We start from the raw sequence: 24,227 nt of genomic DNA, 5'->3' as shown, positions 1-24,227 counted from the left end.
CGGATCAGCCTTCCTGGAGGGTGGTCAGGCCGTGCTCGATGAACAGCGGCACCAGTTCGCCGATGCGGTCGAAGCCCGCGCCGACCGTCTGGCCCAGGGTGTACCGGTAGTGGATGCCCTCCAGGATCACGGCGAGCTTGAACCAGGCGAACGCCGTGTACCAGGAGACCGCGGACACATCGCGCCCGGAGCGGGCCGCGTACCGCTCGATCAGCTCGGCCGGGTCCGGGTGCCCCGGAGCGCCCGCCGTGGTGCTGACGGGGGAGTCGGGCACCTCCAGGCGCACGCTGTACATCACCAGCAGGCCCAGGTCCGTCAGCGGGTCGCCGAGCGTCGACATCTCCCAGTCGAGGATGGCCGCGATGCGGTCCGTCCCGGCCGAGGAGTCGATGAGGACGTTGTCCAGGCGGTAGTCGCCGTGGACGACGGCGGGCGCGGGCGAGGCGGGCAGCGTCCGGCCGAGCGCCGCGTGCAGCTCGTCGATGCCGGCGAGCTCACGGCCGCGCGAGGCCGCGAGCTGCTTGCCCCAGCGGCGCAACTGCCGGTCGAGGAACCCCTCGGGCCGCCCGAAGTCGGTGAGCCCCACCGCCTCGGGCGCCACGGCGTGCAGGTCCACGAGCGAGTCGACGAGGCCGAGCACCGCGGCCCGGGTGCGCTCCGGCCCGAGCGGCAGGAGCTGCTCGGCGGTGCGGTACGGCGTGCCCTGAACGAACTCCATGACGTAGAAGGGCGCCCCGATGACCGACTCGTCCTCGCACAGCAGCACCGGGCGCGGCACCGGCACGGCGGTCGGGTGCAGCGCGCTGATCACGCGGTGCTCGCGCCGCATGTCGTGCGCGGTGGCCAGGACGTGCCCGAGCGGCGGACGGCGCACCACCCAGCGGTCGGCGCCGTCCGTGACGGCGTACGTGAGGTTCGACCGGCCGCCTTCGATGAGGCGGGCCGTGAGCGGGCCGCCGCCGAGCAGTCCCGGACGTTCGCGGTCGAGGTGGCCGCGCAGTCGGTCGAGGTCGAGGCCGGGCGGATGGTCTGCGCTCATGGGCGGTCGCTCCTGATCGTGGACGGACAGTCGCCGAACTGGCGGGCAATGCGCTGGCGTTCATGATGCCGACCAGTCGGTATGTCGTCCAGAGGGGGGTGCTCGAACGTGATCAGGATCGCGACCGCCGCCGCGCGGCCGTGGCCGGGCCGCGGGCGGTGGCGGGCGGAGGCGGTGGCGGGACGTGCTCAGGTGGTCGGCGGCCGTGCCAATGGCCGCGTCGACGGGCACGTCAATGGCCGCGTCAACTGGCGCGTCAGTGGTCGTCCCAGTGGCCGTCGTGGGCCGCGTGCCGGTGCCCGTCGTGCACGTAGTCGACGTGGTCGCCGTGCGGCACGGAGGCGTGTCCGCAGTCCGTGCCGTGCTGGTGGCCGTGGCCGTCGTGCGTGACGTGCCCGCCCGGTTCGCACTCGTCGTAGTGCCCGCCGTGCGCGCGGTGCAGATGGCCGTCGTGGGCGTAGTCGACGTGATCGCCGTGCGGGACCTCGGGATGGCCGCAGGCGGGGCCGTGCGCGTGGTCGTGGGCGGCGTGTTCCTGGTGGGTGGTGGTCATGGGCTCTGCCTCCCGAAAGGGGCCGGATGACTCTCTCAGGCTAGTCCTCGATGCCCCTTTGGTCCCGTTGTGTCACCGTCTCCCTAGTGTCATGACTGCGTAAGGCGACTCGATGAAAGCGATCAGCTACCGCGCGTACGGCGGTGCCGAGGTCCTGGAGTACGGCGATGTGCGCGACCCGAAGGTGGGCCCCGACACCGTCCTGGTCAAGGTGCGGGCGGCGGCCGTCAACCCGGTCGACCACAAGTGCCGCGAGGGGTACCTCGACGCCGTCCTGGACCCGGTCTTCCCGGTGATCCCCGGCTGGGACGTGGCGGGCGTGGTGGTCCAGCCGGGCGTCGCCGTTCCGGAGTTCACCGTCGGCGACGAGGTCATCGGCTACGTGCGCGAGGACTTCCTGTCCCGCGGCACGCTCGCCGAGTACGTGGCCGCGCCCGTGCGCACCCTGGCCCGCAAGCCCCGCAACCTCACCTTCGAGGAGGCCGCGGGCCTGCCGCTGGCCGGGCTCACCGCGTACCAGGTGGTGCACAAGGCGCTCGCCGTGGGCGACGGCGACGTCGTCCTGGTGCACGCGGCCGCGGGCGGCGTCGGCTCCTTCGCCGTCCAGCTCGCCCGGCACGCCGGCGCCCGCGTGATCGGCACCGCCAGCGAGCGCAACCACGCCTATCTGCGGGAGCTGGGCGCCGAGCCCGTCACCTACGGCGACGGCCTCGCCGAGCGGGTGCGCGCCCTGGCCCCGGAGGGCGTCGACGCCGCGTTCGACACCATCGGCGGCGACACACTGAGGGTCTCCGCCGAACTGCTCGCGCCCGGCGGCCGCCTCGCCTCCGTCGCCGACGGCTCCGTGATCGGCCTCGGCGGCCAGTACTGCTTCGTCCGCCCCGACGCGGACGACCTGCGGCGCCTCACCGAACTCGTGGAGCAGGACGTGCTCACCGTCCACGTCGACGCGACGTTCCCGCTGGAGCGGGCGGCGGACGCGCACCGCCTGAGCGAACAGGGGCGCACCCGCGGGAAGATCGTGGTCACGGTGGACTGGTCGGCGGAGGGGGAGGCGCCCCAGTAGGCGCCGCGGCGACCTGGCCCGGCGGTTCGCCCTGGGCGTGATCATTTGCAGCGGCAGCGGGCGGCGTCGGAGCGTTCGAGGCTGACCGCATCCATCGCTCATCTCAGTGATCCGTCTAGGGTGTCGAAGTCGAAGTGGTTCGCGAGCAGGGAAGCCAACCGCCAGGAGCGCGTGGACGCGCTCCACGCGGACATCCGCGCCGCAACCGGGCTCAGCGACTTCGGCGTCTATCTGTCACTGCCGAGCGCGGCGTGGTCCCAGGGAGACTGACGTCGGCTGAGCGGCCGTGAGGGCCCGTCCGGTGGGTCAGAACACCGCGACGAGCGCGCACAGCGCGAGCGCGGCCGTGCACAGGGCCGCCGCCGTCGCCGCCCGCGCGCTCAGTGCGCGCGGCCGCGCCGCGGCGAGGCCGGTGATCCTGCGGTGCGCCACCGCGAGGAAGCCGAGCCAGAGGAGCAGGGACAGCGCGCACGCCACGACGCCCGCCGTCGACGCGCCGCGGTGCAGGGCCGTCCGGGCCGCGAGCACCGCGGCGACCGTGCACGTCAGTGTCGTACGCCGCCACGCGAGCCGGGTGCGCTCGGGCTGCAGGCCCGGGTCCCGGGCCGCGGCGGACCCGGGCGTCACCGCCTCACCCCTCCCACCCGAACACCACGACCACCACCATCGCGAGGGCGACCACCGCCACCGCGAGGCTGAGCAGCGCGGGGAAGCGCGAGACCGGGAGGTCCTCGCCGCGCCGCATGGCCCGCTCGCACCGCACCCAGTGGTTCACCGCCCGCAGCGAGCACAGCACCCCGGCGGCGAGCAGGGCGAGCGCGAGCCCGACGCGGGCGCCCCAGCGCAGGTCGGGCAGGAACTGGTCCACGGCGAAGCCGCCGCCGACCAGCGCGAGCGCCGTGCGCAGCCAGGCCAGGAAGGTGCGCTCGTTGGCCAGCGAGAAGCGGTAGTCCGGGGTGTCGCCCTCGTCCCGGAGTCGCGCGGGGCCGAACCACAGCCGGACGCTCCGCAGACCCCCGGCCCCGTCCCCTCTCGACCCGTCCGGCCCTCCCGGCCCTCCCGTCATCGGGTCGCCCGGAAGCCGCGCAGGCGCCGGTACGCGTCCAGGCCGTCCGGCACCCACTCCCACTCCTCGGCGCGCCGCGCGAGTTCGGCGTCGGTCAGGAAGTCGTGCCAGGCGACCTCTTCCACCTGCGGGTCCACCGGGGCCGCGCAGCGGACCTCGTAGAGGTACGACCACCAGGTGCGGCCCGCGCCGTCGTCGTACAGGAACTTGAACAGCGGGGTGGGGCGGGGGAGCCCGGAGACGCCGAGCTCCTCCTGGGCCTCGCGCAGGGCCGCGTCGTCGTAGGACTCGCCCGCGCCGACGACTCCGCCGACGAACATGTCGTGCAGGGAGGGGAAGACGAGCTTCGTGTCGGTGCGGCGGTGCACGAAGACGCGGCCCTCGGTGTCCCGGGCCTCGATGAAGACGCAGCGGTGGCGCAGACCGCGGGCGTACACCTCGCCGCGCGGGGCCTCGCCGATCACGCGGTCGTGCTCGTCGACGACGGCCAGGATCTCGTCCGCCGGGTTCGTGACGTCAACGCTCATACGGCCATCCTGACAGGTCAACCCAGGCCCGAGGCCTGCGCCCCGCGCCCTCCGCGAGCCGGTGACGCCGAGCCCCAGGACCGCGTACGGCTGCGGGCCTCCCGCGGCCGTCGGGCGGCTACCGGCAGATCCAGACGGACCACGTGCGGCCACATGCGAGCTCTCGCGATCCTTGGGCAGCCGCCGGACGGCCCACCGGCGGGTTCACCGACGGACTACGTGCGGGCTCCGGGCGGTCCACCGGTGAACCCCGCGGACCTTGCGCAGTCCTCAAGGGGTCCACAGGCGGGTCACCGCCGGGACACGTGCGGCTCGCAGTCGAACCCCGGGCGGTCACGGGCGGACCCCGCGCGTCCCGTGGGCGGGGCACGGTCAGGCCCATGCGGCCCCGCGAGCCCCAGGCGGATCGCGGGCGGCCCCCGCGGCCCGAGCGGAACCCGGGTGGGACCCCCGCCCGGGTTCCTCGTACCGGACGGTTGACGTCCGGCGTGGGGCTATCCAGGATCTGACTCACGAGTAACACGCGTCCGCGGGCACGTACCACCGCCGTGGGGCGCGGCCGAGCCGAGTCAGTCGAAGAAGGAGCCGCCATGGCCTACGACGCGGACGTCATCGTGATCGGCGCGGGGCTCGCCGGGCTCACGGCCACCGCCGAGCTCGTGGACGCGGGCCGCCGGGTGATCCTGGTCGACCAGGAGCCGGAGCAGTCCCTGGGCGGGCAGGCCCACTGGTCCTTCGGCGGGCTCTTCTTCGTCGGCTCCCCCGAGCAGCGGCGCATGCGGATCAAGGACCACCGCGAACTCGCCCTCCAGGACTGGATGGGCACGGCCGCCTTCGACCGCGAGGAGGACCGGTGGCCGCGCGAGTGGGCCAAGGCGTACGTGGACTTCGCGTGCGGCGAGAAGCGGGCCTGGCTGCACGGCCTCGGCGTGCGGTTCTTCCCGGTCGTCGGCTGGGCCGAGCGCGGCGGCTACGACGCCCAGGGGCACGGCAACTCCGTGCCCCGCTTCCACATCACCTGGGGCACGGGCCCCGGACTGCTCGCCCCGTTCGTGCGCCGCGTGCGGGAGGGCGTCGAGCGCGGCCTCGTACAGCTGAGGTTCCGGCACCGGGTCACCGGTCTCGGCCGCAGCGCGGGCGCGGTCGACACCGTGACCGGCGAGGTCCTGGAGCCGTCGGCGGCCGAGCGCGGCAAGGCCAGCAGCCGTGAGGTCACCGGGTCCTTCGAGTTCCGCGCCCAGGCGGTGATCGTCACCTCCGGCGGCATCGGCGGCAACCACGACCTCGTGCGCGCCCACTGGCCCGAGCGGCTCGGCACTCCGCCCGCGAAGCTGCTCTCCGGGGTGCCCGCCCACGTCGACGGACTGATGCTCGGCATCGCCGAGCGGGCGGGCGCCCGGCTGATCAACCGCGACCGCATGTGGCACTACACCGAGGGCATCGAGAACTGGAACCCCATCTGGCACAAGCACGGCATCCGCATCCTGCCAGGCCCTTCCTCGCTGTGGCTGGACGCGCGCGGCGACCGGCTGCCCGTGCCCCTGTTCCCCGGCTTCGACACGCTCGGCACGCTCAGCCACATCATGGGCACCGGATACGACCACACGTGGTTCGTGCTCAACCAGCGCGTCATCGGCAAGGAGTTCACCCTGTCGGGCTCCGAGCAGAACCCCGACCTGACCGGCAAGTCGGTGCGCGGCGTCATCGAGCGGGCGCGGGCCGACGTGCCGGGGCCCGTGAAGGCGTTCATGGACCACGGCGCCGACTTCGTCGTGGAGAAGGACCTGGGCGCCCTGGTGCGCGGCATGAACGCGCTCACCAAGGAGCCGCTCATCGACGAGGCCGCCCTGCACCGCACGATCGCCGCCCGCGACCGCGAGACCGTCAACCCCTACACCAAGGACCTCCAGGTCATGGCCATGCGTGGCGCGCGCAAATTCATCGGCGACCGGCTGATCCGCACCGCCGCGCCGCACCGCCTCCTCGACCCGCAGGCGGGACCGCTGATCGCCGTACGTCTGAACATCCTCACGCGCAAGACGCTCGGCGGCCTCGAAACCGACCTGTCCTCCCGCGTGCTGCGGGAGGACGGCGCACCGCTGCCGGGCGTGTACGCCGCGGGCGAGGCCGCGGGCTTCGGCGGCGGCGGGGTGCACGGCTACCGCTCCCTGGAGGGCACCTTCCTCGGGGGCTGTCTCTTCTCGGGCCGCGCCGCAGGGCGTGCGGCTGCAAAGTCCGTCGATTAGAAGGGGGTTGACGGCGGCGCCGTGCCCGGCGCCCGCCGCCCCTGGGGAGTCACCGCGCGCCGCCGGAACCCGTGAAGGAGTTCGTCAGGATGCGTGGGAGACGTGTCAAGACGCTTGGGGCGCCTGGGCCTTGACGCGGAGCGCCGCCTACCGGTTGGCTGTGCGAGATCGCCTGCCCGCCTACCGCGTCTTGGGAGGACGCCCGCGGTGTCCCCACCCCCACCTCTCGGTCGCTCTCGCAAACGCGCGAGCCACGTCTTCGACGCCGCCCTCGACGACGCCGAACTCGTCGCCGCGCGCGCCGCGTTGGCGCAGGGACGCTGGACCGAGGTGCGGGAGCTCCTCGCCGCCACCGGCGACGACTGGGACCGCCGCGGCCACCGCTGCGACGTCCTCGCCCGCGAGCCGAGCACCACGGCGTGGATCCGCGACTGGCGGCTCGCCGAACCGGAGAGCGCCGACGCCGCCGTGCTGCTCGCCCACGCCGCCGTGCACCGCGCGCTGCGCGGCAAGGAGCGCTCCGAGAAGGCCCGCACCGCCTGCCGCGAGGCGGCGGCGCGCGTCCCGGCCGACCCGACGCCCTGGCTCGCGCTGCTGCTCCTGGAGCGCTCGCTCGGCCACGAGGAAGACGTCGTACGGCTCTTCGACGAGGTCAGGCACCGGCACCCCGAGCACCACCACGCGCACTACCTGATGCTCGCGCGGCTCGCCGAGCGGCGGCCCGGCGCGGGCCAGGACCCGCTGCACGAGGTGTACGACTTCGCCACCTGGGCGGCCGAGCAGGTGCCCGCCCACTCGCCGCTCGCGGTGCTCCCGGTCGTCGCGCACGCCGAGCGCTACCGGGTCCTCGCCACCGCGGGCAGCGAGAGCCACGACCCCCTCGCCTCCGGACACTGGTCGAGCCGCCGCGCCCGGCAGGTGATGAAGGCCTCCTTCGACTGGTGGCTGGAGTGGGAGACCCCGGGCGGGGCTCCGGCGGGCACCGCCCACCCGCGCGCCTTCGTCGACCTCAACTTCCTCGCCCACGCCACGCACTGCGAGGGCCGGTCGGCAGAGGCGGCCGCGCTGTTCCACCGCATCGGCCGGTACGCGACCGAAGCGCCCTGGTCGTACCCCGACCGGGATCCGCACGAGGCCTACACCGCCGCGCGCGCAGCCGCGCTCGGCACCGCGTGACGCGTAGGCGGCACCACACCCGACCGATCGACCCACGAACAGCGGAAAGGACAACCGCGCCATGGCGACGGGCAGTTCGAACGCGAGTGCAAGCAGAGCGGGGAACCCCGCGGGACAGGGCACCGGAGTCCACGGCCGGCCCGCCGCGGGCCAGGGGGACATCAACACGTACATGGGCCAGGAGCGGGCGCTGCGCGCGGGCCGCCTCGGCACGGCGGGCCTGCTGCTCTCCGTGCTCGCCGCCACCGGGCCGCTGATGGTGGTCGCGGGCGTCATGCCCACCACGTACGGCGTGATGGGCGTGGTGGGCCAGCCCCTGCTCTTCCTCGCGCTCGGCGTCGTCCTCGCCCTGTTCAGCTGCGGCTACGCGGAGATGAGCAGGCACGTCCACAACGCCGGGGCCTTCTACGCCTACATCTCGCGCGGCCTCGGCGGCACCGCGGGCGCGGCCGCCTCCGCCGTCGCGCTCGTCGCCTACAGCGCGCTCCAGGCGGGCCTGTACGGGCTGCTCGGCTTCGAGGTGTCCGGCCTGCTCACCAAGTACGCGGACGTCACCGTCGCCTGGTGGATACCGGCGCTCGTGACCGTGGCCCTCGTCGCCGTTCTCGGCTGGCTGAAGATCGACCTCAACGCGCGCGTGCTCGGCGTGCTGCTGCTCGTGGAGGTCGCCCTCGTCGTCGTCTTCGACGTCGCCGCGCTCGCCGACCCCTCCGCCGAGGGCGTGTCGCTGCACGCCTTCAACCCCGACACGCTCACCGGCGCGGGCGTCGCCACCTCGCTGTGCTTCTGCATCGCCGCGTTCACCGGCTTCGAGCAGGCGCCCGTGTACGCGGAGGAGACCAGCCGCCCGCAGGTCGTCGTCGCCCGCGTGATGTTCTTCGCCGTCGGGTTCGTCGCCGTCTTCTTCGCGCTCAGCTCCTGGGCGCTCACGGTCGCCGCGGGGCCCTCGGGCATCGTGCCCGCCGCGCGCGAACAGAGCGCGGGCCTGCTCTTCGGTCTCACCGAGTCCCGGCTCGGCGGCACCTTCACCGACGTCCTGCACGTCCTCTTCGTGACCGGCATGTTCGCGGCGGTCCTCAGCTTCCACAACGTCGTCGCGCGGTACGCGTTCGCCATGGGCCGCGAGGGTCTGCTCCCGGCCGTCTTCGGCCGGACCAGCAGCGCGAGCGGCGCGCCCGGCACCGGCTCGCTCCTGCAGACCGTGGTGGCCGCCGCCGTGGTGGCGGGCTTCGCCGTCGCCGACGACAAGCCGGCGGGCGATCCGACCGCACCGGTCCTGCACCTGTTCACCTGGGGCGGCAACGTCGGCGCGCTCGGCGTGCTGCTCCTGATGGCCACCGCGTCCGTGGCGGTCATCGTCTTCTTCGTGCGCCGCGGGGCCGCGCGCGCCCAGCTGTGGCGCCTCGTCGCCTCCGGCCTCGCGGCCGTCGCGCTGCTCGTCATCGCGGGCTACACCGTCAAGGACTTCGACATCCTCGTCTCCGCGGGGCCCGACTCGGCGCTGCCGTGGCTGCTGCCCGCGGTCATCGGGGCGGCGGCGGTCATCGGCCTCGCCCACGGCGCGTACCTCCGCGCCCGCAGGCCCGATGCCCACGCCCGCATCGGCCTGGGCAACGAGGCCTTCCAGCTGGAGAAGGCCGCGACGACGCCGCCTCCGGCCGGGTAGCCGGGGCTACAGCACCAGCGACAGCAGCATCACGAACCCCAGCGCCACCACCGAGATGATCGTCTCCATCACCGACCACGTCTTGATCGTCTGGCCGACGTCGAGCCCGAAGTACTCCTTCACCAGCCAGAACCCGGCGTCGTTCACATGGCTGAAGAAGAGCGAGCCCGCGCCGATCGCCAGGACGAGCAGGGCCGTGTGCGAGGTGGACATGTCCGCCGCGAGCGGGGCCACGAGCCCCGCCGCCGAAATCGTCGCCACGGTCGCGGAGCCCGTCGCCAGCCGGATCGCGACGGCGATCAGCCAGGCGAGAAGGAGCGCCGGGATGGACCAGTCCTCGGAGAAGTCGAGGATCATCTGGCCGACCCCGACGTCGATGAGCGTCGTCTTGAAACCACCGCCGGCCCCGACGATCATCAGCACGCCCGCGATGGGAGCGAGGGACTTCTCGACGGTCGTGGAGAGCCGCTCCTTGGTGAAGCCCGCGGCCCGCCCCAGCGTGAACATGCCCACGAGCACCGCCGCGAGCAGCGCGATCAGCGGCGAACCGATGACATCGAAGACGCGCTGCACGGTCGCGTCGGGGTCGTCCACGACGATGTCGACCAGCGCCTTGGCGAGCATGAGGACGACGGGCAGCAGCACCGTGGCGACGGTCGCCCCGAAGCCCGGCCGCTTCTCCAACTCGTCGGTGGCCCGCTGCGGGATCATCTTCTCGGGCGGCGCGACGTCCACCCACCGCGCGGCGACCTTCGAGAACAGCGGCCCGGCCACGATCACGGTCGGGATCGCCACGAGGACGCCGAGCGCGAGCGTGACGCCCAGGTTGGCCTTGACCGCGTCGATCGCGACCAGGGGCTCGGGGTGCGGCGGAATGAGCCCGTGCATCACGGAGAGCCCGGCGAGCGCGGGAATGCCGATGCGCATCAGGGAGTAGTTGCCGCGCTTGGCGACCATCAGGACGACCGGGATCAGCAGGACGATGCCGACCTCGAAGAAGAGCGGAAGCCCGATCACCGAGGCGATGAGGACCATGGCCCACGGCATGGCCCGGCCGCCGGAACCCCCGGCCTTGGCGAGGATCGTGTCGACGATCTGGTCGGCGCCGCCGGAGTCCGCGAGCAGCTTGCCGAGGATCGCGCCGAGCGCGATGAGCACGCCCACGCCCGCCACGGTGGAGCCGAGCCCGGTGGTGAAGCTGCTGATGGCCTTGTCGAGCGGGGCCCCGGCGAAGGCGCCGAGGGACAGCGAGCCGATGGTCAGCGCCAGGAAGGCGTGGACCTTGAACTTCGTGATGAGCAGGACGATGACGGCGATGCCCGCGAGGACGGCGATGCCGAGCTGGGCATGGCCCGCCGAAGTGATCGGTTCGACGGGGTCCGCTGCCAGCATCTCGACGCTGAGACTGGTCACGGTGGTTCCTTGTGCGATTGAGGCGTACGCCGGCGTGAGGACGTACGTACGAGAGAAGGGGTGGGGGAGCGGGAGGGGCGCTACCGGGCGGCCAGGGCCTTCGCCGCCCGGTCCGCGATGTCCTCCGGCGTGCCCGCGACGTCCACGGCCACGCCCGCCTCGTCCGCGCCGAGCGGCTGAAGGGTCGCGAACTGGGAGTCGAGGAGCGCGGTCGGCATGAAGTGGCCCTCGCGGTGGCTCATCCGGTCCTCGATGAGGGCCCGGTCGCCGGTCAGATGGACGAAGACGAGGCCGGGCGCGGCGGACCGCAGCCGGTCGCGGTAGCCGCGCTTGAGGGCGGAGCAGCTGACGACGCCGCCGTGCCCGGCACGGCCGTGCGCCCAGGCGCCGATCGCGTCGAGCCAGGGCCATCGGTCGTCGTCGGTCAGGGGGGTCCCGGACGACATCTTGGCGATGTTCGCCCGCGGGTGGAAGTCGTCGCCCTCGGCGTAGGGAACGCCGAGCCGGGCGGCGAGCAGGGGGCCGACCGTGGTCTTGCCCGTTCCTGCGACGCCCATCACTACGACGACGTGGGGGGTGCTCATCGCTGCTGCCTCGCTGTCTTCATCGACATCGGTCGGGCCCGCCGCCCGGTCCCCGGGCGGGGAGGCCGGGGTGACGTGGGTGCCGGGGATTTCAGACACTGACCCGTTCCGTTCACGCCACTGAAACTCATTAGGTCAGACAAATTCAAGAGCCTGTGACAGAAAAGTCTGACTTTTTAGCCGTGGTGCTCTCCTCGTACGCTGACCCCATGACCGCACAGGCCCCGGGGCTGCACGCCCGCGTACTGGACAGCCTCGGGCCCAGCATCACCGGGGGCGAGTACCCGCCCGGCAGTGTCCTGCGCACGGACGAACTGGCACAGCGCTTCGAGGTGTCCCGCTCCGTGATGCGCGAGGCGGTGCGGGTCCTGGAGTCCATGCACCTGGTCGCCTCCCGGCGCCGGGTCGGCGTGACCGTCCTGCCCGCCGAGGAGTGGAACGTCTACGACCCGCAGGTCATCCGCTGGCGCCTGGCCGGCGCCGACCGCCCGCGCCAGCTGCGCTCCCTGACCGTCCTGCGCTCGGCCGTCGAGCCGGTCGCCGCGGGCCTCGCCGCGCGCCACGCCACGGCCGAGCAGTGCGCGACCCTGACCGAGTACGCGCTCGGCATGGTCGCCACCTCGCGCGGCCAGCAGCTGGAGGCGTACCTGGTGCACGACATCGCCTTCCACCGCACCGTCCTGAACGCCTCGGGCAACGAGATGTTCGCCCGCCTCGGCGACGTCGTCGCCGAGATCCTGACCGGCCGTACGCAGCACGACGTGATGTTCGAGGACCCCGACCCGGCGGCCGTGACGCTGCACGTACGCCTCGCCGAGGCGGTGCGGGAGGGCGACGCGGTCCGGGCCGAGGCCCTGACCCGCGAAATCGCCGAGGGCGCCCTCCAGGAACTGGACATCCTGGCGCCCTGAGGGGCGTGTCGCCCTGGCGGGCGTGTCGCCCTGGCGGGCGTGTCGCCCTGGCGGGCGTGTCGCCCTGGCGGGCGTGCCGCCCTCGCGGGCCTGGCGCCCTGGTGAGCCTGGCCCCCTAACAGCCCTGGCGCCCCGGCCCCCTGACGGCCCTGACCGCACGGAGCTTCGGCCTCGCCCGGCCCGTGCTCGGAGCCGCCGCTCCATGGCATCCACCGGACCCGACGCCGCCGCCCCACCGGCCCCGGCCGGGGCCGCGTCCACCGCGCCCGGCGCGGCCCCGGCCCTCCCGGCCCGCCCTGGGGCCCCGGCCTCACCCGACCCGCGCTCGGAGCCCCCGCCCCACCCGCCCCCGGCCACCACCCCGCCCGGCAGAATGACCCGCATGTCCCCCCGTGCGCCACGCGCCCCCCACCCCCGGGCCTGCCCCTGCGGCCCCGCCCTGCCGTACGACAAGTGCTGCGGCCGACTGCACCGCGGCGAGGCGGCCGCCGCCACGCCCGAGGAGCTGATGCGGTCCCGCTACAGCGCCTTCGCCGTACGCGACGAGGCGTATCTGCTGCGCACCTGGCACCCGCGCACCCGCCCGCCCGGCATCGACTTCGACCCGGCCCTGCGCTGGAGCGGCCTGGAGATCGAGGACACCACCGACGGCACCGCCTTCCACAGCACCGGCACCGTCACCTTCCGCGCCGCGTACCGCGACAGCGGCCGGCCGGGCGCCCTGCACGAGCGCAGCCGGTTCGAGCGGGTCGACGGCGCCTGGGTCTACGTGGACGGCGACTTCATCGACTGACCCGCCCCCGCGACCGCGCCGCGTCGCGACCCGGCCACCGCCGCGCCCGGCGCGGTGGGGTGCGTGGGAACCAAGGCCCGCGAGGGACGCGCACCGCCCCGACGGCGCCGCCGCCACAAGCCGCTGACGGGCCCGAACGGCGCCGCCCGCCCGCCAGTTCGAGCCCGGCCACGGCCCGCGCACATGGCGGGATCGCGCGCTGCGGCCGTCCGGCGCCGCCAGTAGCGTCGACGCCTCCCGCCGTGAACGCGACCTCGTGCGAAGGGAAGCGCCCGATGGCCCAAGCGACACCGTACGAGCGCAGCTACGAGCGCTATCTGGACGGCAGCCCGGAAGCGGAGCGACGCCTCTTCGAGCGGCTCGCCCGCGAGCTGATGAAGGTCCAGGACGTCAACAAGCGCGCCGCGGGCGCCGGTTCCCTGGCCCGCACCCAGCACGCCAAGGCCGCGCTCGGCGTGGAGAACGCGCGCCTGCGCTTCCACGACGACCTGCCCGACGCGCTGCGCCGCGGCTTCGCCGAGCCGGGCGCCGAGTACCCGGCGACCGTACGGATCTCCAACGCGAGCGGCATCCGGCAGGCCGACGGCGCCGCCGACCTGCGCGGCATCGCCGTGCGCGTCGGCGTGACCGCCGAGGAGAGCCACGACCTGCTCGCCACCAACTGGCCGGTGTCGCACGCCAGGGACGCCCGCGAGTTCGTCGCCTTCGCCAAGGCCATGGCGGGCGCCCGCACCCCGCCGCGCGCCGCCTTCGGCCTCTTTGTCAAGCTCCCGCTCGCCGTCGGCCCGGCCACCGCGACCCGCATGCGGCGCAACGTACGGGCCGCCACCCGGCACGCCGTCACCAGCCTCGCCGGCGAGACGTACTGGAGCCGCGGCGCGATCCTGTGGGGCGACGCGGGGCCCGTCCGGTACCTGCTGCGCCCGGCGGGCGGCGCCGCGCCGGGACCGCGCTCCGACCGGCGCGACCCCAACCACCTGCGCCGCGACCTCGAACACCGCCTCGCGTCCGCCGACGTCTCCTTCGACCTGTGCGTCCAGCGGTACGTGGACGAGACGCGCACCCCCATCGAGGACGGCGCCACCGACTGGCGCGAGGCCGTCGCCCCCGCCCTGCCGGTCGCCCGGCTCACCATCCCCAGCCAGGACCTCGACACCGCCGAGGCCCGCGCCGCCGCGGGCCGCGTGGAGGAACTGGCCTTCAACCCCTGGTACACCACCGACGACTTCCGACCGCTCGGCAACCTCAACCGGGCCCGCAAGGCCGCCTACGAGGCGAGCGCCGCCCACCGCGGCGGCCTGCGCTTCCGATCCGGGGAACCCTTGCGCAACCGGATCCTCTCGGCCCCCGCGGGTGCCGCCTTCCGGCTCCTCAACCGCTATCTGCCCTGGCACCGCCTGGGCACGCGGGCGAGCCTGCTGAACCTGGTCTTCCTGCGCAAGGCGCTGCGCCGCTTCAACCTCATCGACACCGACGCGCACGAGGCGCCGCCCAAGCCCGTGCCCGTACCGCGTCCGGCCGACGAGCGGCTGCGCGCCGCCCGCAGTTACGACGGCACGCACAACGACCTGTCCGCGCCCGCCATGGGCTCCGTCGGCGCGGCCTTCGGGCGCAACCTCGCCCCCGTCTACCGCCCCGACCTCTTCGACACCCCGAACCCCGTCACCGTCAGCAGGCAGCTCCTGCACCGCGAGACCTTCCTGCCCGCGACCTCGCTCAACATCCTCGCCGCCGCCTGGATCCAGTTCCAGGTGCACGACTGGGTCAACCACCGCCGCCACCCCGCGGGCACCAAGACCGTCGAGGTGCCGCTGCCCGGCGGGATGTCCTGGCGCAACACGCCCAGCGGCCCCGCCGAGACCGTGATGCGCTTCGCCGAGAACGAGGGCCTGCCCGTGCCCGAAGGGCGGCCGCCGATCCTCTTCGGCAACACCGCGTCCCACTGGTGGGACGGCTCCGAGGTGTACGGCGAGGACGAGACGACCGCGCGCTCCCTGCGGATCCCCGACGGCGGCGCCCAGCTGCGCCTGGAGCGGGGCCATCTGCCGATCGGCCAGAGCGGCGTCCCGCTCAGCGGCTTCACCGACAGCTGGTGGCTCGGCCTGAGCGTCATGCACACCCTCTTCGCCCGCGAGCACAACGCCGTCTGCGACGCCCTGCGGGGGGCCTACCCCTCCATGGGCGAGGAGTCCGTCTACCAGACGGCCAGGCTCGTCGTCTCCGCGCTCATCGCCAAGATCCACACCGTGGAGTGGACCCCCGCGATCCTCGCCACCGAGGCCCTCGACATCGGCCTGCACACCAACTGGGACGGCCCGCCGGACAGCTGGCTCACCAAGCTGGGCCTGTGGCTCTTCGACGCCCACGCGCTCACCGGCATCCCCGGCACGCTGCCCGACCACCACGGCGCGCCGTACTCCCTCACCGAGGACTTCGTCACCGTCTACCGCATGCACCCGCTGATCCCCGACGACTTCGAGCTGCGCGAGCACCACTTCGGGCAGCGCCTCGAAACCGTCGGGTTCCTCGACATCAACGGCGCCGCCGCCGAGGGCGCCGTCCGCAAGACCGGCCTCGCCAACACCCTCTACTCCTTCGGCATCGCCCACCCCGGCGCCATCACGCTCCACAACTTCCCCCGCGCCCTCCAGGCCTTCGAGCGCGAGGGCGAGGTCATCGACCTGTCCGTCGTCGACCTCGTCCGTACGCGGCGCCGGGGCGTGCCCCGTTACAACGACTTCCTCGCGGGCCTGCACAAGCCGCGCGTCCGCCGCTTCGAGGACCTGACCGAGGACCCGGAGACGCTGGCCCGGCTCAAGGACGTCTACGCGTCCGTCGACGAGGTCGACACCATGATCGGCCTGTTCGCGGAGAACCCGCCCACCGGATTCGGCTTCAGCGACACGGCGTTCCGCGTCTTCATCCTCATGGCCACCAGGCGCCTGCAGAGCGACCGCTTCCTGACCGTCGACTTCCGCCCCGAGATCTACACCCCGCTGGGCATCGACTGGGTCCAGAAGGGCGGCATGAAGTCCGTCATCCTGCGCCACTGCCCCGACCTCGCCGCACTCCTGCCCCGGACGGCCACCGCCTTCGCCCCGTGGCGCCAGGTGCCGCCCCACCCCACGCGCTGAGGGGGCGGCGGCCCGGCGTCATGCGATGGGGGGCACCACGCACTCCACCAGGAACGGGCCCGGCTCCGCCAAGCCCCGCTCCAGCAGCGAGGCGAACCCCTCCACGGTCGTGGCCCGTCCCGCGGGAACCCCCATCCCGCGCGCCAGCGCGACGAAGTCGAGCTCGGGCCGCCCGAGATCGAACAGCTCCCGCCCCGCGGCCCCCACGGAGGCGCCCATCATCGCCTGTTCGAGCCCCAGGATCGCGTACGCGCGGTTGCTGAAGACGACGGTCGTGACGTCGAGCCCCTCCCGCGCCTGCGTCCACAGCGCGGGCAGCGTGTACATCGCGGCCCCGTCGGCGACGAGCGCGACGACGGGCCGCTCGGGCCGGGCCACGGCCGCGCCCACGGCGAGCGGAAGGCCCTGCCCGAGCGCCCCGCCGGTCAGGGTCAGCCAGTCGTGCGGCGGCGCCCCGGCCGTGGCGTCGGGCAGCCAGAGCCCGGAGGTGTTGGACTCGTCCACGACGACGGCCCCTTGGGGCAGCAGCGCCCCCACCACGGCGGCCGCGGTCTCCGCGGTGAGGTCCCCGCCGGGCACCCGGGGCCGCCCCGGTTCCCGCGCCACCGCGGCGGCCGTGCCGCCGCCCACGGCGGCGGCCAGCTCCCGCAGGGCCACCCCCACGTCCTGCCCCGCACCGCCGAGGTCGCGGACCTCGCACCCGTCGGGCACGACGACCCCGCTCTGCCCCGGGTACGCGAAGAACGGCACCGGCACCGACGCCCCGGCGAGCACGAGATGGCGTACGCCGGCGAGCTGCCCCGCGGCGTCGGCCGTGCGGTAGCCGAGGCGCTCGACGGGCGGCAGCCCGGCCCCCCGCTCAAGGCGCGCGGGAAAGGTCTCGCACAGCAGCCGCGCCCCCGTCGCCCCGGCGACCTGCGCGGCAGCCCTGAGCCCGGCCCCGTGCGTGGCGGCGCCGCCGAGCAGCAGCGCGGCGGGCTCCCCGGACCGCAGCACCGCGGCGGCCTCTTCGAGCGCCCGCTCGGACACGAACCCGTGCGGGACGGCGGCCCGGCGCCGGGCCCCGGCGTGCTTCTCCACGTCCGCCCAGGCCACGTCGGCGGGTACGACGAGCGTGGCGACGGCCCCCGGCGGCCCGGCCGCGGCCGCGACGGCGTCGGCGACGTCGTCCGCGAGGTCCGCGGCGTCGTACGCGCGCCGCGTCCACGCGGACACCGTGCGGGCGAGCGCGGTGATGTCCGACTCCAGGGGCGCGTCGAGCCGTTTGTGCCGCAGCGCGTGGTCACCGACGACGTTCACGACGGGCGTGCCGGCCCGCCGCGCGTTGTGCAGGTTCGGCAGCCCGCCCGCGAGGCCGGGGCCGAGATGCAGCAGTGTGCTCGCGGGGCGGCCGGTCATCCGCCCGTACCCGTCAGCGGCACCCGTCGCGACGCCTTCGAAGAGGCACAGGACCGGCCGCATCCGTGGCGCGTCGTCGAGCGCGGTCACGAGGTGCAGCTCGGACGTACCGGGATTGGCGAAGCACACCTGGACTCCGGCCTCGACAAGACCGCTGATGACTGACTGGGCTCCGTTCGGCATGACCAAGTGTCATCCGCCACCCCCACCCAACGGCAGCCACATTCCAGCCAGCCCCCGCACCTGGTGACCAAGAGGCCCGGACCGCGGGCAGGCACACGCCTGGAGCACGCCGAGGTGCAGCCCGCGGGCCCGTCGGATGTCCTGGAGCCGCCCGTCGACTCCGCCCGGGGCGCACACATCGCCCGCTTCGACAACGTCGATGTCGAGCAGATCCTGAAGAACAAGCGTCTCTTCGCGGACTACTTCGCATGCCTGATGGACCAGGGGAAGCGCAACTCACCGAGACGACTTCGGCGGGCTCGCCTTCCAGGCTCGGTCGAGAGAGTCGTCCCACGTGCCGTCCCGGTCGAAGCTGGCGGCCCGGCAACCGCGGGACATGGGCGCCGCGGCGCTGTGGCGCCAGGCCGCGTCCCCGATCCGGGCGATGGCGTGGCCGCAGTGCCGGCAGACCGTGCTTCCCATGAGCTCATCGGCCAGCCGCTCGAATTGCGCGGTGCGGTCCGCCACCATCTCCGTGACGCCCCGCAGCACCTCCTCGGCGCTGGAGGCCCCCGCCGTTTTGATGATCTCGCGCACGAGCGCCGCCGCCTCGATCGCGACGTCGGCCCGCCGTGCGGCGTTGACCAGGCTCTGCGCGCCATCGCTGCCCGGCGCCTTGCGCACGGTCCGTTCCGCCAGCTCGGCCGACGGACGGCTCGACACCGTCGGCCGGTCGTCACCGGCCTGGTCCTCCGCACCCCCGTCCCGCAGGCGCCTGCGGGCCACTTCGAAGGCCCACGCCTCGGTGGACGCCTTCTTGGGGACGTTGAAGTGCGTGCTGGTCGCCGAGTCCATCACCGTGTGGAACTCCTCCATCAACGCGCCCCAGTGGTATCCGCCGGCGAAGTCCTCAGGACACCAGCCGTAGTGACGCACGAGTTCGTCACGGACCCGGTCGAAGTGACGCAGGCTCTTCCGCACCGGCCCGGACGTATCGACGCGGAGGCCGAGGCGTTCCATCGTCGCCAGCGTCTCCGGCTCGACCCCCTCCCACTTCATGTGGCCGTCGCGCTCACAGGCATAGTCGACCCAGGACCAGAAGGCCTCGGCGTCCGCGACGTCGGGCGCCTCACGGTGGTGGCGAGGGCAGAGGAGGGCGAAGTTGCGCACGTCGTTGGACCCGCCGAGTGACTCCGGGACCACATGGGCCCGCTCCACCGGCGCCTGCCAGCAGATCAGGCAGATCGGCTCGTCGAGGCCGAGGTAGTCGGCGATGGCCTGGACCGGGGGTCTTGACCGCCGCTGGTCGGGTTGGCTGTCCCGGTTGCGCACACCCAACTCCCGGTGGTCGTAGGCATGCTCGCGGTCGGGGTCCCGTATCGTCAGAACCCGAGGTACGTCCTCACGTTGTGGTTCGGGGTTCTTCCCCTGGCGGAGCGGCGTACTGATCTCCGTGAGGTAGGGGCCGAGGAATCCCGGCAGGAAGTCGCACATGATCTCCCGTGCGTCCGCGTCGTAGTCGCCGTCTGCGTCGCGGTGCCCCTGAATGTCGAGGTAGAGATGGCGCGGAGCGCCGGGGCTCGTCTCTGCGGCCTTCTTGAGGATCGCGAAGAGCCGGGTGGCGCACTTGGCGAAGTCCTCTTCGACCCGCATGTCGTGATACAGCCCGATCCCCTTCGGCTCCGCGCCGCCTTCCGCCCCCTCAAGGGGCGCCCCGCCCCCGGACCGGTCCGCACGTCGCCCCGCCCTCAGCTTCCGTGAGCTGTCATCCATGGCCGCACAGTAGACGCCGCCTCTGACAGCCACCCTCCACGTCCGACCACACCACTGCCGCCCCACAGCCCCGGCACGCGCCGGTCCTGCCTCCGACACACAAGAGTGGACCCCCCTCACCTGCCGTCGCGCCGAGGGCGTCAAGAAGCCGGCCGCGCCCAGCGCGGCCCGGATCGTTCTCGCGTCCCCGGTCTGACGAGGAAACCGTCCGGGCCGTTGGCCACGCCGCTGCCCAGACACGAAGAAGGCCCCTCGAGAGGGGCCTTCTTGCTGGTGTCCGAGGAGGGGCTGCCCCATTACGCCAGCGCCCTGACCAGGCGTTCTAGCTTCCTGTTGGGCTACCAACCGTAGTTCCAATCTCCCTACCGTTTCCCCTACCCGATGGAGCGGCAGACCCTGTACCGGCCCATTGCCGCTGGCCGAGGGGCCTTGGCCACTTCCTTAGGTTCCTGCAACTCGTACCCCTACAGAGGTACGTGGGGTTCACGCCGGGGGGAGGGCGGCCGGCGGCCTCATAGCTAGCTGCGTGAACCGAGGGCGCGGCGTGCGGCGTTGATGACGTTGTGTGCGTCGGCTCCGTAGACCGCGGACTCCTGCATCATCTTCCAGACGCGCAGATGCGTGGCGACGCTGTTGGCGTCCTCGACCCAGAGTTCCGCGTGCCATGTCTCGGTGACCACGCGTCGGTCGTCGTAGATCCAGAAGCCCACGCCCGGCGGTTGTTTGAGCGAGGCGCCGAAGGGGACGATCCCCAGCTCTACGGTGTCCATCCCGATGACCCCGGCCAGCCGGTCGAGCTGGGCGGCGAGCACGGCGGGTGAGCAGACCAGGGCTCGCAGCACGCCTTCCCACATGATGATGTGGTAGCGCCGCCCTGCGCTGTATAGCAGTTGCTGACGCTGCATGCGGGCGCGCACGGCGTCTTCGGTGTCCCGGGGTGACTGGTGCAGTTCGGCGGAGCGGGTCAGGACTGCGCGGGCGTAGTCAGGCGTCTGGAGGACTCCGACAACCCAGGAGGACTCCCAGGCGCGCAGCACTTTGGCGTTGGCCTGGGCGTCGTTGTGCGCGTCCTGGACGGCCCGGTGGCCTGCGGCGAGCTGGCGGCGCCAGGAACGGATGTGGGCCTCGAACCCTGCGAGGCGGGTCCGGAGTTCTTCGTACGCCTCGGGTTGGCCCGTTGATTCTGCCCACGCCTGGAGGTCTTCGGCGGTGGCCGTCTGCTTGCCGTTCTCCAGCTTGCTGACCTTGGACTTGTGCCACCCGAGTTGCCGGGCCAACTGCTCGCCGGTGAGTCGGCCTCCAGGGCGCGAGAGCCGTAGTTCGCGAAGCCGTGTCCCCAGGGCTTCCCGCGCCTGCTGGAAGTCGGTACTCACCGGTGCCTGGTCACTCCTTCGCGTCCATCTGCGCCACGAACTGTTTGTACGGGGTGGCGTGGTGCTGCGCGACATCGCGCAGCCGGTTGTACTGGTTGACGGCCGCAGGCTCCGTGATCAGCTCTGCGCCCGTGAGGTTGTCATCGTCGTCGAAGTTGCACAGGGCGACGATGTGAGAGTCGAAGATCCAGAAGTCTTCGTCCGGCAGATGGACGCGCTGGGCGTCGGCACGCCACATGTTGCGGACGTCCTCCCCGAGGGCGGCGTTCTTCTCTGCGTGCGCGAGAAGGTACAGCTGCCCTGTCGTGGGTGGGTTGTCGACGATGCGGACACGCCCGACGGCCGCACCGTCCGAGGTCTTTGGGCGGATGGTGCGGCCCCACCGGGAGTCGAGATCCCAGGAGGGGACCTCGCCGCGTACGAACTGGGCGTAAGTCTCCGAGGCCTCGTCGACCGCGTAGCGTCGTCGCATCTCCAGGTGCCACGCACTGTGCTGGAAGTTCTCGAAGAGCCGGGCGAACTGGTCCGGATCGAGAATGCGCGGTGCAGGGTCCCGGTCGCGCGGTCCGAAGTCGATCAGCGTGTTGCGCGGTACGACGATGGCCACTTCTCCCTCGTCGAGGTGCTGGAGCTTCGCGAGGTCGTCGGGGTTGGTGACCGGAGGCCCGTGCACGATCACCTCGCCCGTGTCGAGGTCCTCATGTACAGCAGGGCAGCTTCCTTCGCCGGAACCGGTGCCGTTGAAGCGCAGTCGTCGCGCCATGACGTCCCCCCTTCTAAGGGCTGGACCACAGCTTCGTGCTCTGTTGCGGCAACGGGCCATGGTGTTGGTGACCCGCTGAGGGAAACTTCCCGCAACCTTGAGACCACGTCAAGCAACTTTGCGCAACACCCGTGGAATCTCCAACTGGGCCTCCCTAGCGTCCTGTTCATGGCCACTACGCATGAGCAGCCAAACGATGTCGACCCGCACACCGCCGTTGAGGAGCTTCGGGTCGCTCTGGCCGAGGCGGGCATCATCTTCCCGTCCCTCGCCGTCGACCACGCCTCGCCGGAGCTCGGGTTGGTGAACCTTGGGCGTGTTCGCGCGGAAGTAGCCCTGCGGCTGGCTCGTCAATTCCGGCGCGAGGGTCGTGAGTGACGTGTCCGAACCACTCGGCGGGATGATCCTGTATCCCGTCCCGGAGTCGGTGGGCCGTGCGCGCCGCTGGTTCCGGACGTTCACGGAGTCCCTCCATCTGGGCTGTTCGGTCGTGGACGACTGTGTCCTCATGGTCTCGGAGCTGGTCACCAACGCCGTCCTGTACGGGAGAGCCGACGGGCCGTGGCGGGTGCGCGTGGACTGGTACCGAGTGGGCGGGGCGCTTCGGGTGGAGGTGCACAACCCCGGCTGCCCCGCGCACGTACGCCTGCGCTCGCCCTCGGCCACCGAAGCACACGGGCGCGGCCTGCTCCTTGTCGACGCCCTGGCCGACGAATGGTGGTCGGCGCCAAGCCGCCACGGCGGGACGCTGGTCGCCTTTGTCGTACACCAGGCCTTCAAGCCCGACTAACGCGTTACTAAACAGCCTGACCCTGTCGAAAAACGGTTCGAAGAACGGCCCTTTGAGGTGTGGCCCTCCATTTCGCGCAGCGCCTCACGAACGCTCTGGGCCGCACGGTTCGCGGGGCCGGAGGCTGGCCATGGACCGGGCACAGGGCAACCCTGGAACGGAACACAGAACCGACCGCAGGGCAGCGAGGGTGATCGTGCCCGAACAGCAACCCGTGCTGACGCCGCCGGTGGCGGTGGCGCTGGGGCGGCTGATCCACAACGCATCACGGGCCCGCGAGGGCGAGAGGAGGACGGGCTGATGCTCCGCTTCGCGTTCTACGGCCGGGTCTCAACCGAGGACCAGCAGGACCCGGCGGCCTCCCGGGCCTGGCGACTGGCCCGCGCCACCGCCCTGACCGAGGCGCAGGGGCCCGTCGCGGCCGAGTACTTCGACGTCGGCCAGTCCCGCGCGATCCCCTGGAAACGCCGCCCCCGCGCCACCGCCTTGCTCACCGCCCCAGACCGGGGCTTCGACGCGGTGGTCATCGGCGAGCCACAGCGCGCCTTCTACGGCAACTAGTACGGCCTGACCTTCCCCCTCTTCGTCCACTACGCCGTGCAGCTGTGGGTGCCCGAGGTCGGCGGCCCCGACGACCCGGACTCTGAAGCCCACGACCTGGTCATGTCGGTCTTCGGCGGCATGAGCAAGGCCGAACGCAGCCGCATCAAGCTCCGCGTGCGCACGGCGAGGGCCACCCAGGCCCTGCTCGAAGGTCGCTATCTGGGAGGCCGCCCGTCCTACGGCTACCGCCTCGCCGACGCAGGCCCCACCCCGACCCGGCCAAGGCCGCCCAGGGCCAACGCGCCCACCGCCTGGACGTCGACCCGGCCACCGCCCCATCGTGCAGCGGCTCTTCACCGACTACCTCGCCGAATACGGCATCTACGCTCTCGCCCAGCGCCTCACCGACGACCACATCCCGTGCCCCTCGGCCGGCGATCCGCAGCGCAATCCCGACCGCTGCGGCATCGCCCGGTCCAAGAGCGCGGTACGGGCCATCCTCACCAACCCCCGCTACACCGGACACCAGGTCTGGAACCGCCAGCACAAACAGGAAACCCTCATCGACGTCAACGACGTCGGCCTCGGGCGCACCACTGCCCCGCGCCGGAACCCCGAAGACCAGTGGATCTACTCCGAGCGCCCCGCCCACCCCGCACTGATCAGCCGTGAGATCTTCGATGCGGTCCAGGGGCGCCTGGCCTCACGCGGCCCGGCCTCCACCGGCCGAACCGTGCTGCGCACCCGCCACCCCTACGCCCTCAAAGGCTGGTCCTTCCACGCTCGGTGCGAACGGCACATGCAAGGCAACTGGACCCACGGCCGCGCCCACTACCGCTGCCGCTTCCCCGCCGAATACGCCCTCGCCAACCACCTGGAACATCCCCTGAACGTGCTCCTGCGCGAGGACGCCGTCCTGCCCACCCTGGACGCGTGGCTGGCCCAGGCCTTCGTCCTCGACCACCTGGCCGCCTCACTGGCCGCACTCGCACAGGACCAGCCCGCAACCGACCCCGTACCGAGGTCGCTCGCCGCGAGATCACCGCCTGCGACCGCACGCTCGTCAGGTACCGCGTCGCCCTGGAAGCCGGAGCCGACCCCACCTTGATTGCCACCTGGACCCGCGAGACCCAGACCCGCCGCAGCACCGCCCAGCGAGCCCTGGACCGGCGCACCGCCACCCAGGAATGACCGCTGGCGCAGCTGAGCCCCACAGAGATCAAAAACCTGACCGATGCCCTCTGCGGACTG

At 72.7% G+C, this 24,227-nt stretch carries 23 protein-coding genes; 12 read left to right on the top strand and 11 right to left on the bottom strand.

Annotated elements, in window-relative coordinates:
* Positions 1 to 4 precede the first annotated feature (4 nt).
* Both CP982_RS09870 and CP982_RS09865 read right to left on the bottom strand, forming a co-directional pair.
* Positions 5 to 1,039, bottom strand: a complete 1,035-nt coding sequence (locus tag CP982_RS09870; protein ID WP_150510165.1) for a phosphotransferase family protein — start codon at positions 1,037 to 1,039, stop codon at positions 5 to 7.
* Between the two features lie 256 nt (positions 1,040 to 1,295).
* Positions 1,296 to 1,592, bottom strand: a complete 297-nt coding sequence (locus CP982_RS09865; protein ID WP_150510164.1) for a hypothetical protein — start codon at positions 1,590 to 1,592, stop codon at positions 1,296 to 1,298.
* A gap of 112 nt (positions 1,593 to 1,704) precedes the next feature.
* Between CP982_RS09865 and CP982_RS09860 the strand changes: the two genes are divergently transcribed.
* Entirely contained in the window at positions 1,705 to 2,658 is a 954-nt protein-coding gene (locus tag CP982_RS09860) for an NADP-dependent oxidoreductase (protein ID WP_150510163.1), read from the top strand.
* Between the two features lie 120 nt (positions 2,659 to 2,778).
* On the top strand, positions 2,779 to 2,928 hold the full coding sequence (locus tag CP982_RS41645) for a hypothetical protein (RefSeq protein WP_170316294.1): 150 nt from the start codon (positions 2,779 to 2,781) through the stop codon (positions 2,926 to 2,928).
* A gap of 36 nt (positions 2,929 to 2,964) precedes the next feature.
* On the opposite strand, the gene CP982_RS09855 is transcribed toward CP982_RS41645, so the two are convergent.
* The 3 genes from CP982_RS09855 to CP982_RS09845 are packed head-to-tail and all read right to left on the bottom strand — an operon-like array spanning position 2,965 to position 4,251.
* Positions 2,965 to 3,285, bottom strand: coding sequence for a DUF202 domain-containing protein (locus CP982_RS09855; protein ID WP_150510162.1), 321 nt, complete (start codon positions 3,283 to 3,285; stop codon positions 2,965 to 2,967).
* 4 nt (positions 3,286 to 3,289) lie between these two features.
* A complete protein-coding gene (locus CP982_RS09850) occupies positions 3,290 to 3,724 on the bottom strand; it encodes a YidH family protein (RefSeq protein ID WP_150510161.1) in 435 nt (144 codons plus the stop codon).
* Entirely contained in the window at positions 3,721 to 4,251 is a 531-nt protein-coding gene (locus CP982_RS09845; protein WP_150510160.1) for an NUDIX hydrolase, read from the bottom strand. The genes CP982_RS09850 and CP982_RS09845 overlap by 4 nt, the downstream gene beginning before the upstream one ends.
* Before the next feature lie 590 nt (positions 4,252 to 4,841).
* Here CP982_RS09845 and CP982_RS09840 point away from each other — a divergent pair.
* The 3 genes from CP982_RS09840 (at position 4,842) to CP982_RS09830 (ending at position 9,339) form a co-directional block, all read left to right on the top strand.
* Positions 4,842 to 6,497, top strand: a complete 1,656-nt coding sequence (locus CP982_RS09840; RefSeq protein WP_150510159.1) for an FAD-binding dehydrogenase — start codon at positions 4,842 to 4,844, stop codon at positions 6,495 to 6,497.
* Positions 6,498 to 6,704: 207 nt separating this feature from the next.
* Positions 6,705 to 7,673, top strand: coding sequence for a hypothetical protein (locus tag CP982_RS09835; protein ID WP_150510158.1), 969 nt, complete (start codon positions 6,705 to 6,707; stop codon positions 7,671 to 7,673).
* A 61-nt stretch (positions 7,674 to 7,734) separates the two neighbouring features.
* Positions 7,735 to 9,339, top strand: a complete 1,605-nt coding sequence (locus tag CP982_RS09830; RefSeq protein ID WP_150510157.1) for an APC family permease — start codon at positions 7,735 to 7,737, stop codon at positions 9,337 to 9,339.
* Positions 9,340 to 9,345: 6 nt separating this feature from the next.
* Here CP982_RS09830 and CP982_RS09825 read toward each other — a convergent pair whose 3' ends face one another.
* A complete protein-coding gene (locus CP982_RS09825) occupies positions 9,346 to 10,752 on the bottom strand; it encodes a GntP family permease (RefSeq protein WP_150510156.1) in 1,407 nt (468 codons plus the stop codon).
* Between the two features lie 80 nt (positions 10,753 to 10,832).
* The gene (locus CP982_RS09820; RefSeq protein WP_150510155.1) at positions 10,833 to 11,336 is read right to left on the bottom strand and encodes a gluconokinase; all 504 of its coding nucleotides are present in this window, start codon (positions 11,334 to 11,336) and stop codon (positions 10,833 to 10,835) included.
* A 209-nt stretch (positions 11,337 to 11,545) separates the two neighbouring features.
* Here CP982_RS09820 and CP982_RS09815 point away from each other — a divergent pair, with 209 nt between their 5' ends.
* From CP982_RS09815 to CP982_RS09805, 3 genes are all read left to right on the top strand, one after another.
* On the top strand, positions 11,546 to 12,247 hold the full coding sequence (locus CP982_RS09815; RefSeq protein ID WP_150510154.1) for a FadR/GntR family transcriptional regulator: 702 nt from the start codon (positions 11,546 to 11,548) through the stop codon (positions 12,245 to 12,247).
* Positions 12,248 to 12,629: 382 nt separating this feature from the next.
* Positions 12,630 to 13,040 carry a YchJ family protein gene (locus CP982_RS09810; RefSeq protein ID WP_150510153.1) on the top strand — a complete coding sequence of 137 codons (411 nt, stop codon included), beginning with the start codon at positions 12,630 to 12,632 and terminating at the stop codon, positions 13,038 to 13,040.
* Between the two features lie 275 nt (positions 13,041 to 13,315).
* Positions 13,316 to 16,174 (top strand): peroxidase family protein, encoded by a 2,859-nt coding sequence (locus tag CP982_RS09805; RefSeq protein ID WP_150510152.1) that lies wholly within the window; start codon positions 13,316 to 13,318, stop codon positions 16,172 to 16,174.
* 18 nt (positions 16,175 to 16,192) lie between these two features.
* Here the strand turns inward: CP982_RS09805 and CP982_RS09800 are convergent, their stop codons facing one another.
* The 4 genes from CP982_RS09800 to CP982_RS09780 form a co-directional block, all read right to left on the bottom strand.
* The gene (locus CP982_RS09800) at positions 16,193 to 17,755 is read right to left on the bottom strand and encodes an acetolactate synthase large subunit (protein WP_150510151.1); all 1,563 of its coding nucleotides are present in this window, start codon (positions 17,753 to 17,755) and stop codon (positions 16,193 to 16,195) included.
* A 276-nt stretch (positions 17,756 to 18,031) separates the two neighbouring features.
* Entirely contained in the window at positions 18,032 to 19,387 is a 1,356-nt protein-coding gene (locus tag CP982_RS42110; RefSeq protein ID WP_184925429.1) for an HNH endonuclease, read from the bottom strand.
* A 638-nt stretch (positions 19,388 to 20,025) separates the two neighbouring features.
* Positions 20,026 to 20,880: a helix-turn-helix domain-containing protein gene (locus CP982_RS09785; protein WP_150510150.1), complete on the bottom strand. Its 855-nt coding sequence runs from the start codon at positions 20,878 to 20,880 to the stop codon at positions 20,026 to 20,028.
* A gap of 10 nt (positions 20,881 to 20,890) precedes the next feature.
* Positions 20,891 to 21,643 carry a DUF6879 family protein gene (locus CP982_RS09780; protein ID WP_150510149.1) on the bottom strand — a complete coding sequence of 251 codons (753 nt, stop codon included), beginning with the start codon at positions 21,641 to 21,643 and terminating at the stop codon, positions 20,891 to 20,893.
* Positions 21,644 to 21,811: 168 nt separating this feature from the next.
* On the opposite strand from CP982_RS09780, the gene CP982_RS09775 reads away from it, so the two are divergent.
* From CP982_RS09775 to CP982_RS42100, 4 genes are all read left to right on the top strand, one after another.
* Positions 21,812 to 22,021: a hypothetical protein gene (locus CP982_RS09775; protein WP_150510148.1), complete on the top strand. Its 210-nt coding sequence runs from the start codon at positions 21,812 to 21,814 to the stop codon at positions 22,019 to 22,021.
* Between the two features lie 22 nt (positions 22,022 to 22,043).
* On the top strand, positions 22,044 to 22,433 hold the full coding sequence (locus CP982_RS09770; protein ID WP_150515397.1) for an ATP-binding protein: 390 nt from the start codon (positions 22,044 to 22,046) through the stop codon (positions 22,431 to 22,433).
* Positions 22,434 to 22,733: 300 nt separating this feature from the next.
* Positions 22,734 to 22,994 (top strand): recombinase family protein, encoded by a 261-nt coding sequence (locus CP982_RS42105; RefSeq protein WP_212669184.1) that lies wholly within the window; start codon positions 22,734 to 22,736, stop codon positions 22,992 to 22,994.
* A gap of 322 nt (positions 22,995 to 23,316) precedes the next feature.
* Positions 23,317 to 24,084, top strand: coding sequence for a recombinase family protein (locus CP982_RS42100; RefSeq protein WP_212669183.1), 768 nt, complete (start codon positions 23,317 to 23,319; stop codon positions 24,082 to 24,084).
* Positions 24,085 to 24,227: the final 143 nt, after the last annotated feature.

Origin of the sequence: Streptomyces spectabilis (assembly GCF_008704795.1) — a bacterium.
Classification (GTDB): Bacteria; Actinomycetota; Actinomycetes; order Streptomycetales; family Streptomycetaceae; genus Streptomyces; species Streptomyces spectabilis.
Note: the sequence above shows the minus strand (reverse complement) of the source record. Positions and strands in the feature narration are given on the sequence as shown.

Bases quoted from the DNA above. Each gene is read 5' to 3' on its own strand.
- CP982_RS09870 (WP_150510165.1), bottom strand. From the start codon at position 1,039: ATGAGCGCAGACCATCCGCCCGGCCTCGACCTCGACCGACTGCGCGGC.
- CP982_RS09865 (WP_150510164.1), bottom strand. From the start codon at position 1,592: ATGACCACCACCCACCAGGAACACGCCGCCCACGACCACGCGCACGGC.
- CP982_RS09860 (WP_150510163.1), top strand. From the start codon at position 1,705: ATGAAAGCGATCAGCTACCGCGCGTACGGCGGTGCCGAGGTCCTGGAG.
- CP982_RS09850 (WP_150510161.1), bottom strand. From the start codon at position 3,724: ATGACGGGAGGGCCGGGAGGGCCGGACGGGTCGAGAGGGGACGGGGCC.
- CP982_RS09845 (WP_150510160.1), bottom strand. From the start codon at position 4,251: ATGAGCGTTGACGTCACGAACCCGGCGGACGAGATCCTGGCCGTCGTC.
- CP982_RS09840 (WP_150510159.1), top strand. From the start codon at position 4,842: ATGGCCTACGACGCGGACGTCATCGTGATCGGCGCGGGGCTCGCCGGG.
- CP982_RS09830 (WP_150510157.1), top strand. From the start codon at position 7,735: ATGGCGACGGGCAGTTCGAACGCGAGTGCAAGCAGAGCGGGGAACCCC.
- CP982_RS09820 (WP_150510155.1), bottom strand. From the start codon at position 11,336: ATGAGCACCCCCCACGTCGTCGTAGTGATGGGCGTCGCAGGAACGGGC.
- CP982_RS09815 (WP_150510154.1), top strand. From the start codon at position 11,546: ATGACCGCACAGGCCCCGGGGCTGCACGCCCGCGTACTGGACAGCCTC.
- CP982_RS09810 (WP_150510153.1), top strand. From the start codon at position 12,630: ATGTCCCCCCGTGCGCCACGCGCCCCCCACCCCCGGGCCTGCCCCTGC.
- CP982_RS09805 (WP_150510152.1), top strand. From the start codon at position 13,316: ATGGCCCAAGCGACACCGTACGAGCGCAGCTACGAGCGCTATCTGGAC.
- CP982_RS09800 (WP_150510151.1), bottom strand. From the start codon at position 17,755: ATGCCGAACGGAGCCCAGTCAGTCATCAGCGGTCTTGTCGAGGCCGGA.
- CP982_RS42110 (WP_184925429.1), bottom strand. From the start codon at position 19,387: ATGCGGGTCGAAGAGGACTTCGCCAAGTGCGCCACCCGGCTCTTCGCG.
- CP982_RS09780 (WP_150510149.1), bottom strand. From the start codon at position 21,643: ATGGCGCGACGACTGCGCTTCAACGGCACCGGTTCCGGCGAAGGAAGC.
- CP982_RS09775 (WP_150510148.1), top strand. From the start codon at position 21,812: ATGGCCACTACGCATGAGCAGCCAAACGATGTCGACCCGCACACCGCC.
- CP982_RS09770 (WP_150515397.1), top strand. From the start codon at position 22,044: ATGATCCTGTATCCCGTCCCGGAGTCGGTGGGCCGTGCGCGCCGCTGG.
- CP982_RS42105 (WP_212669184.1), top strand. From the start codon at position 22,734: ATGCTCCGCTTCGCGTTCTACGGCCGGGTCTCAACCGAGGACCAGCAG.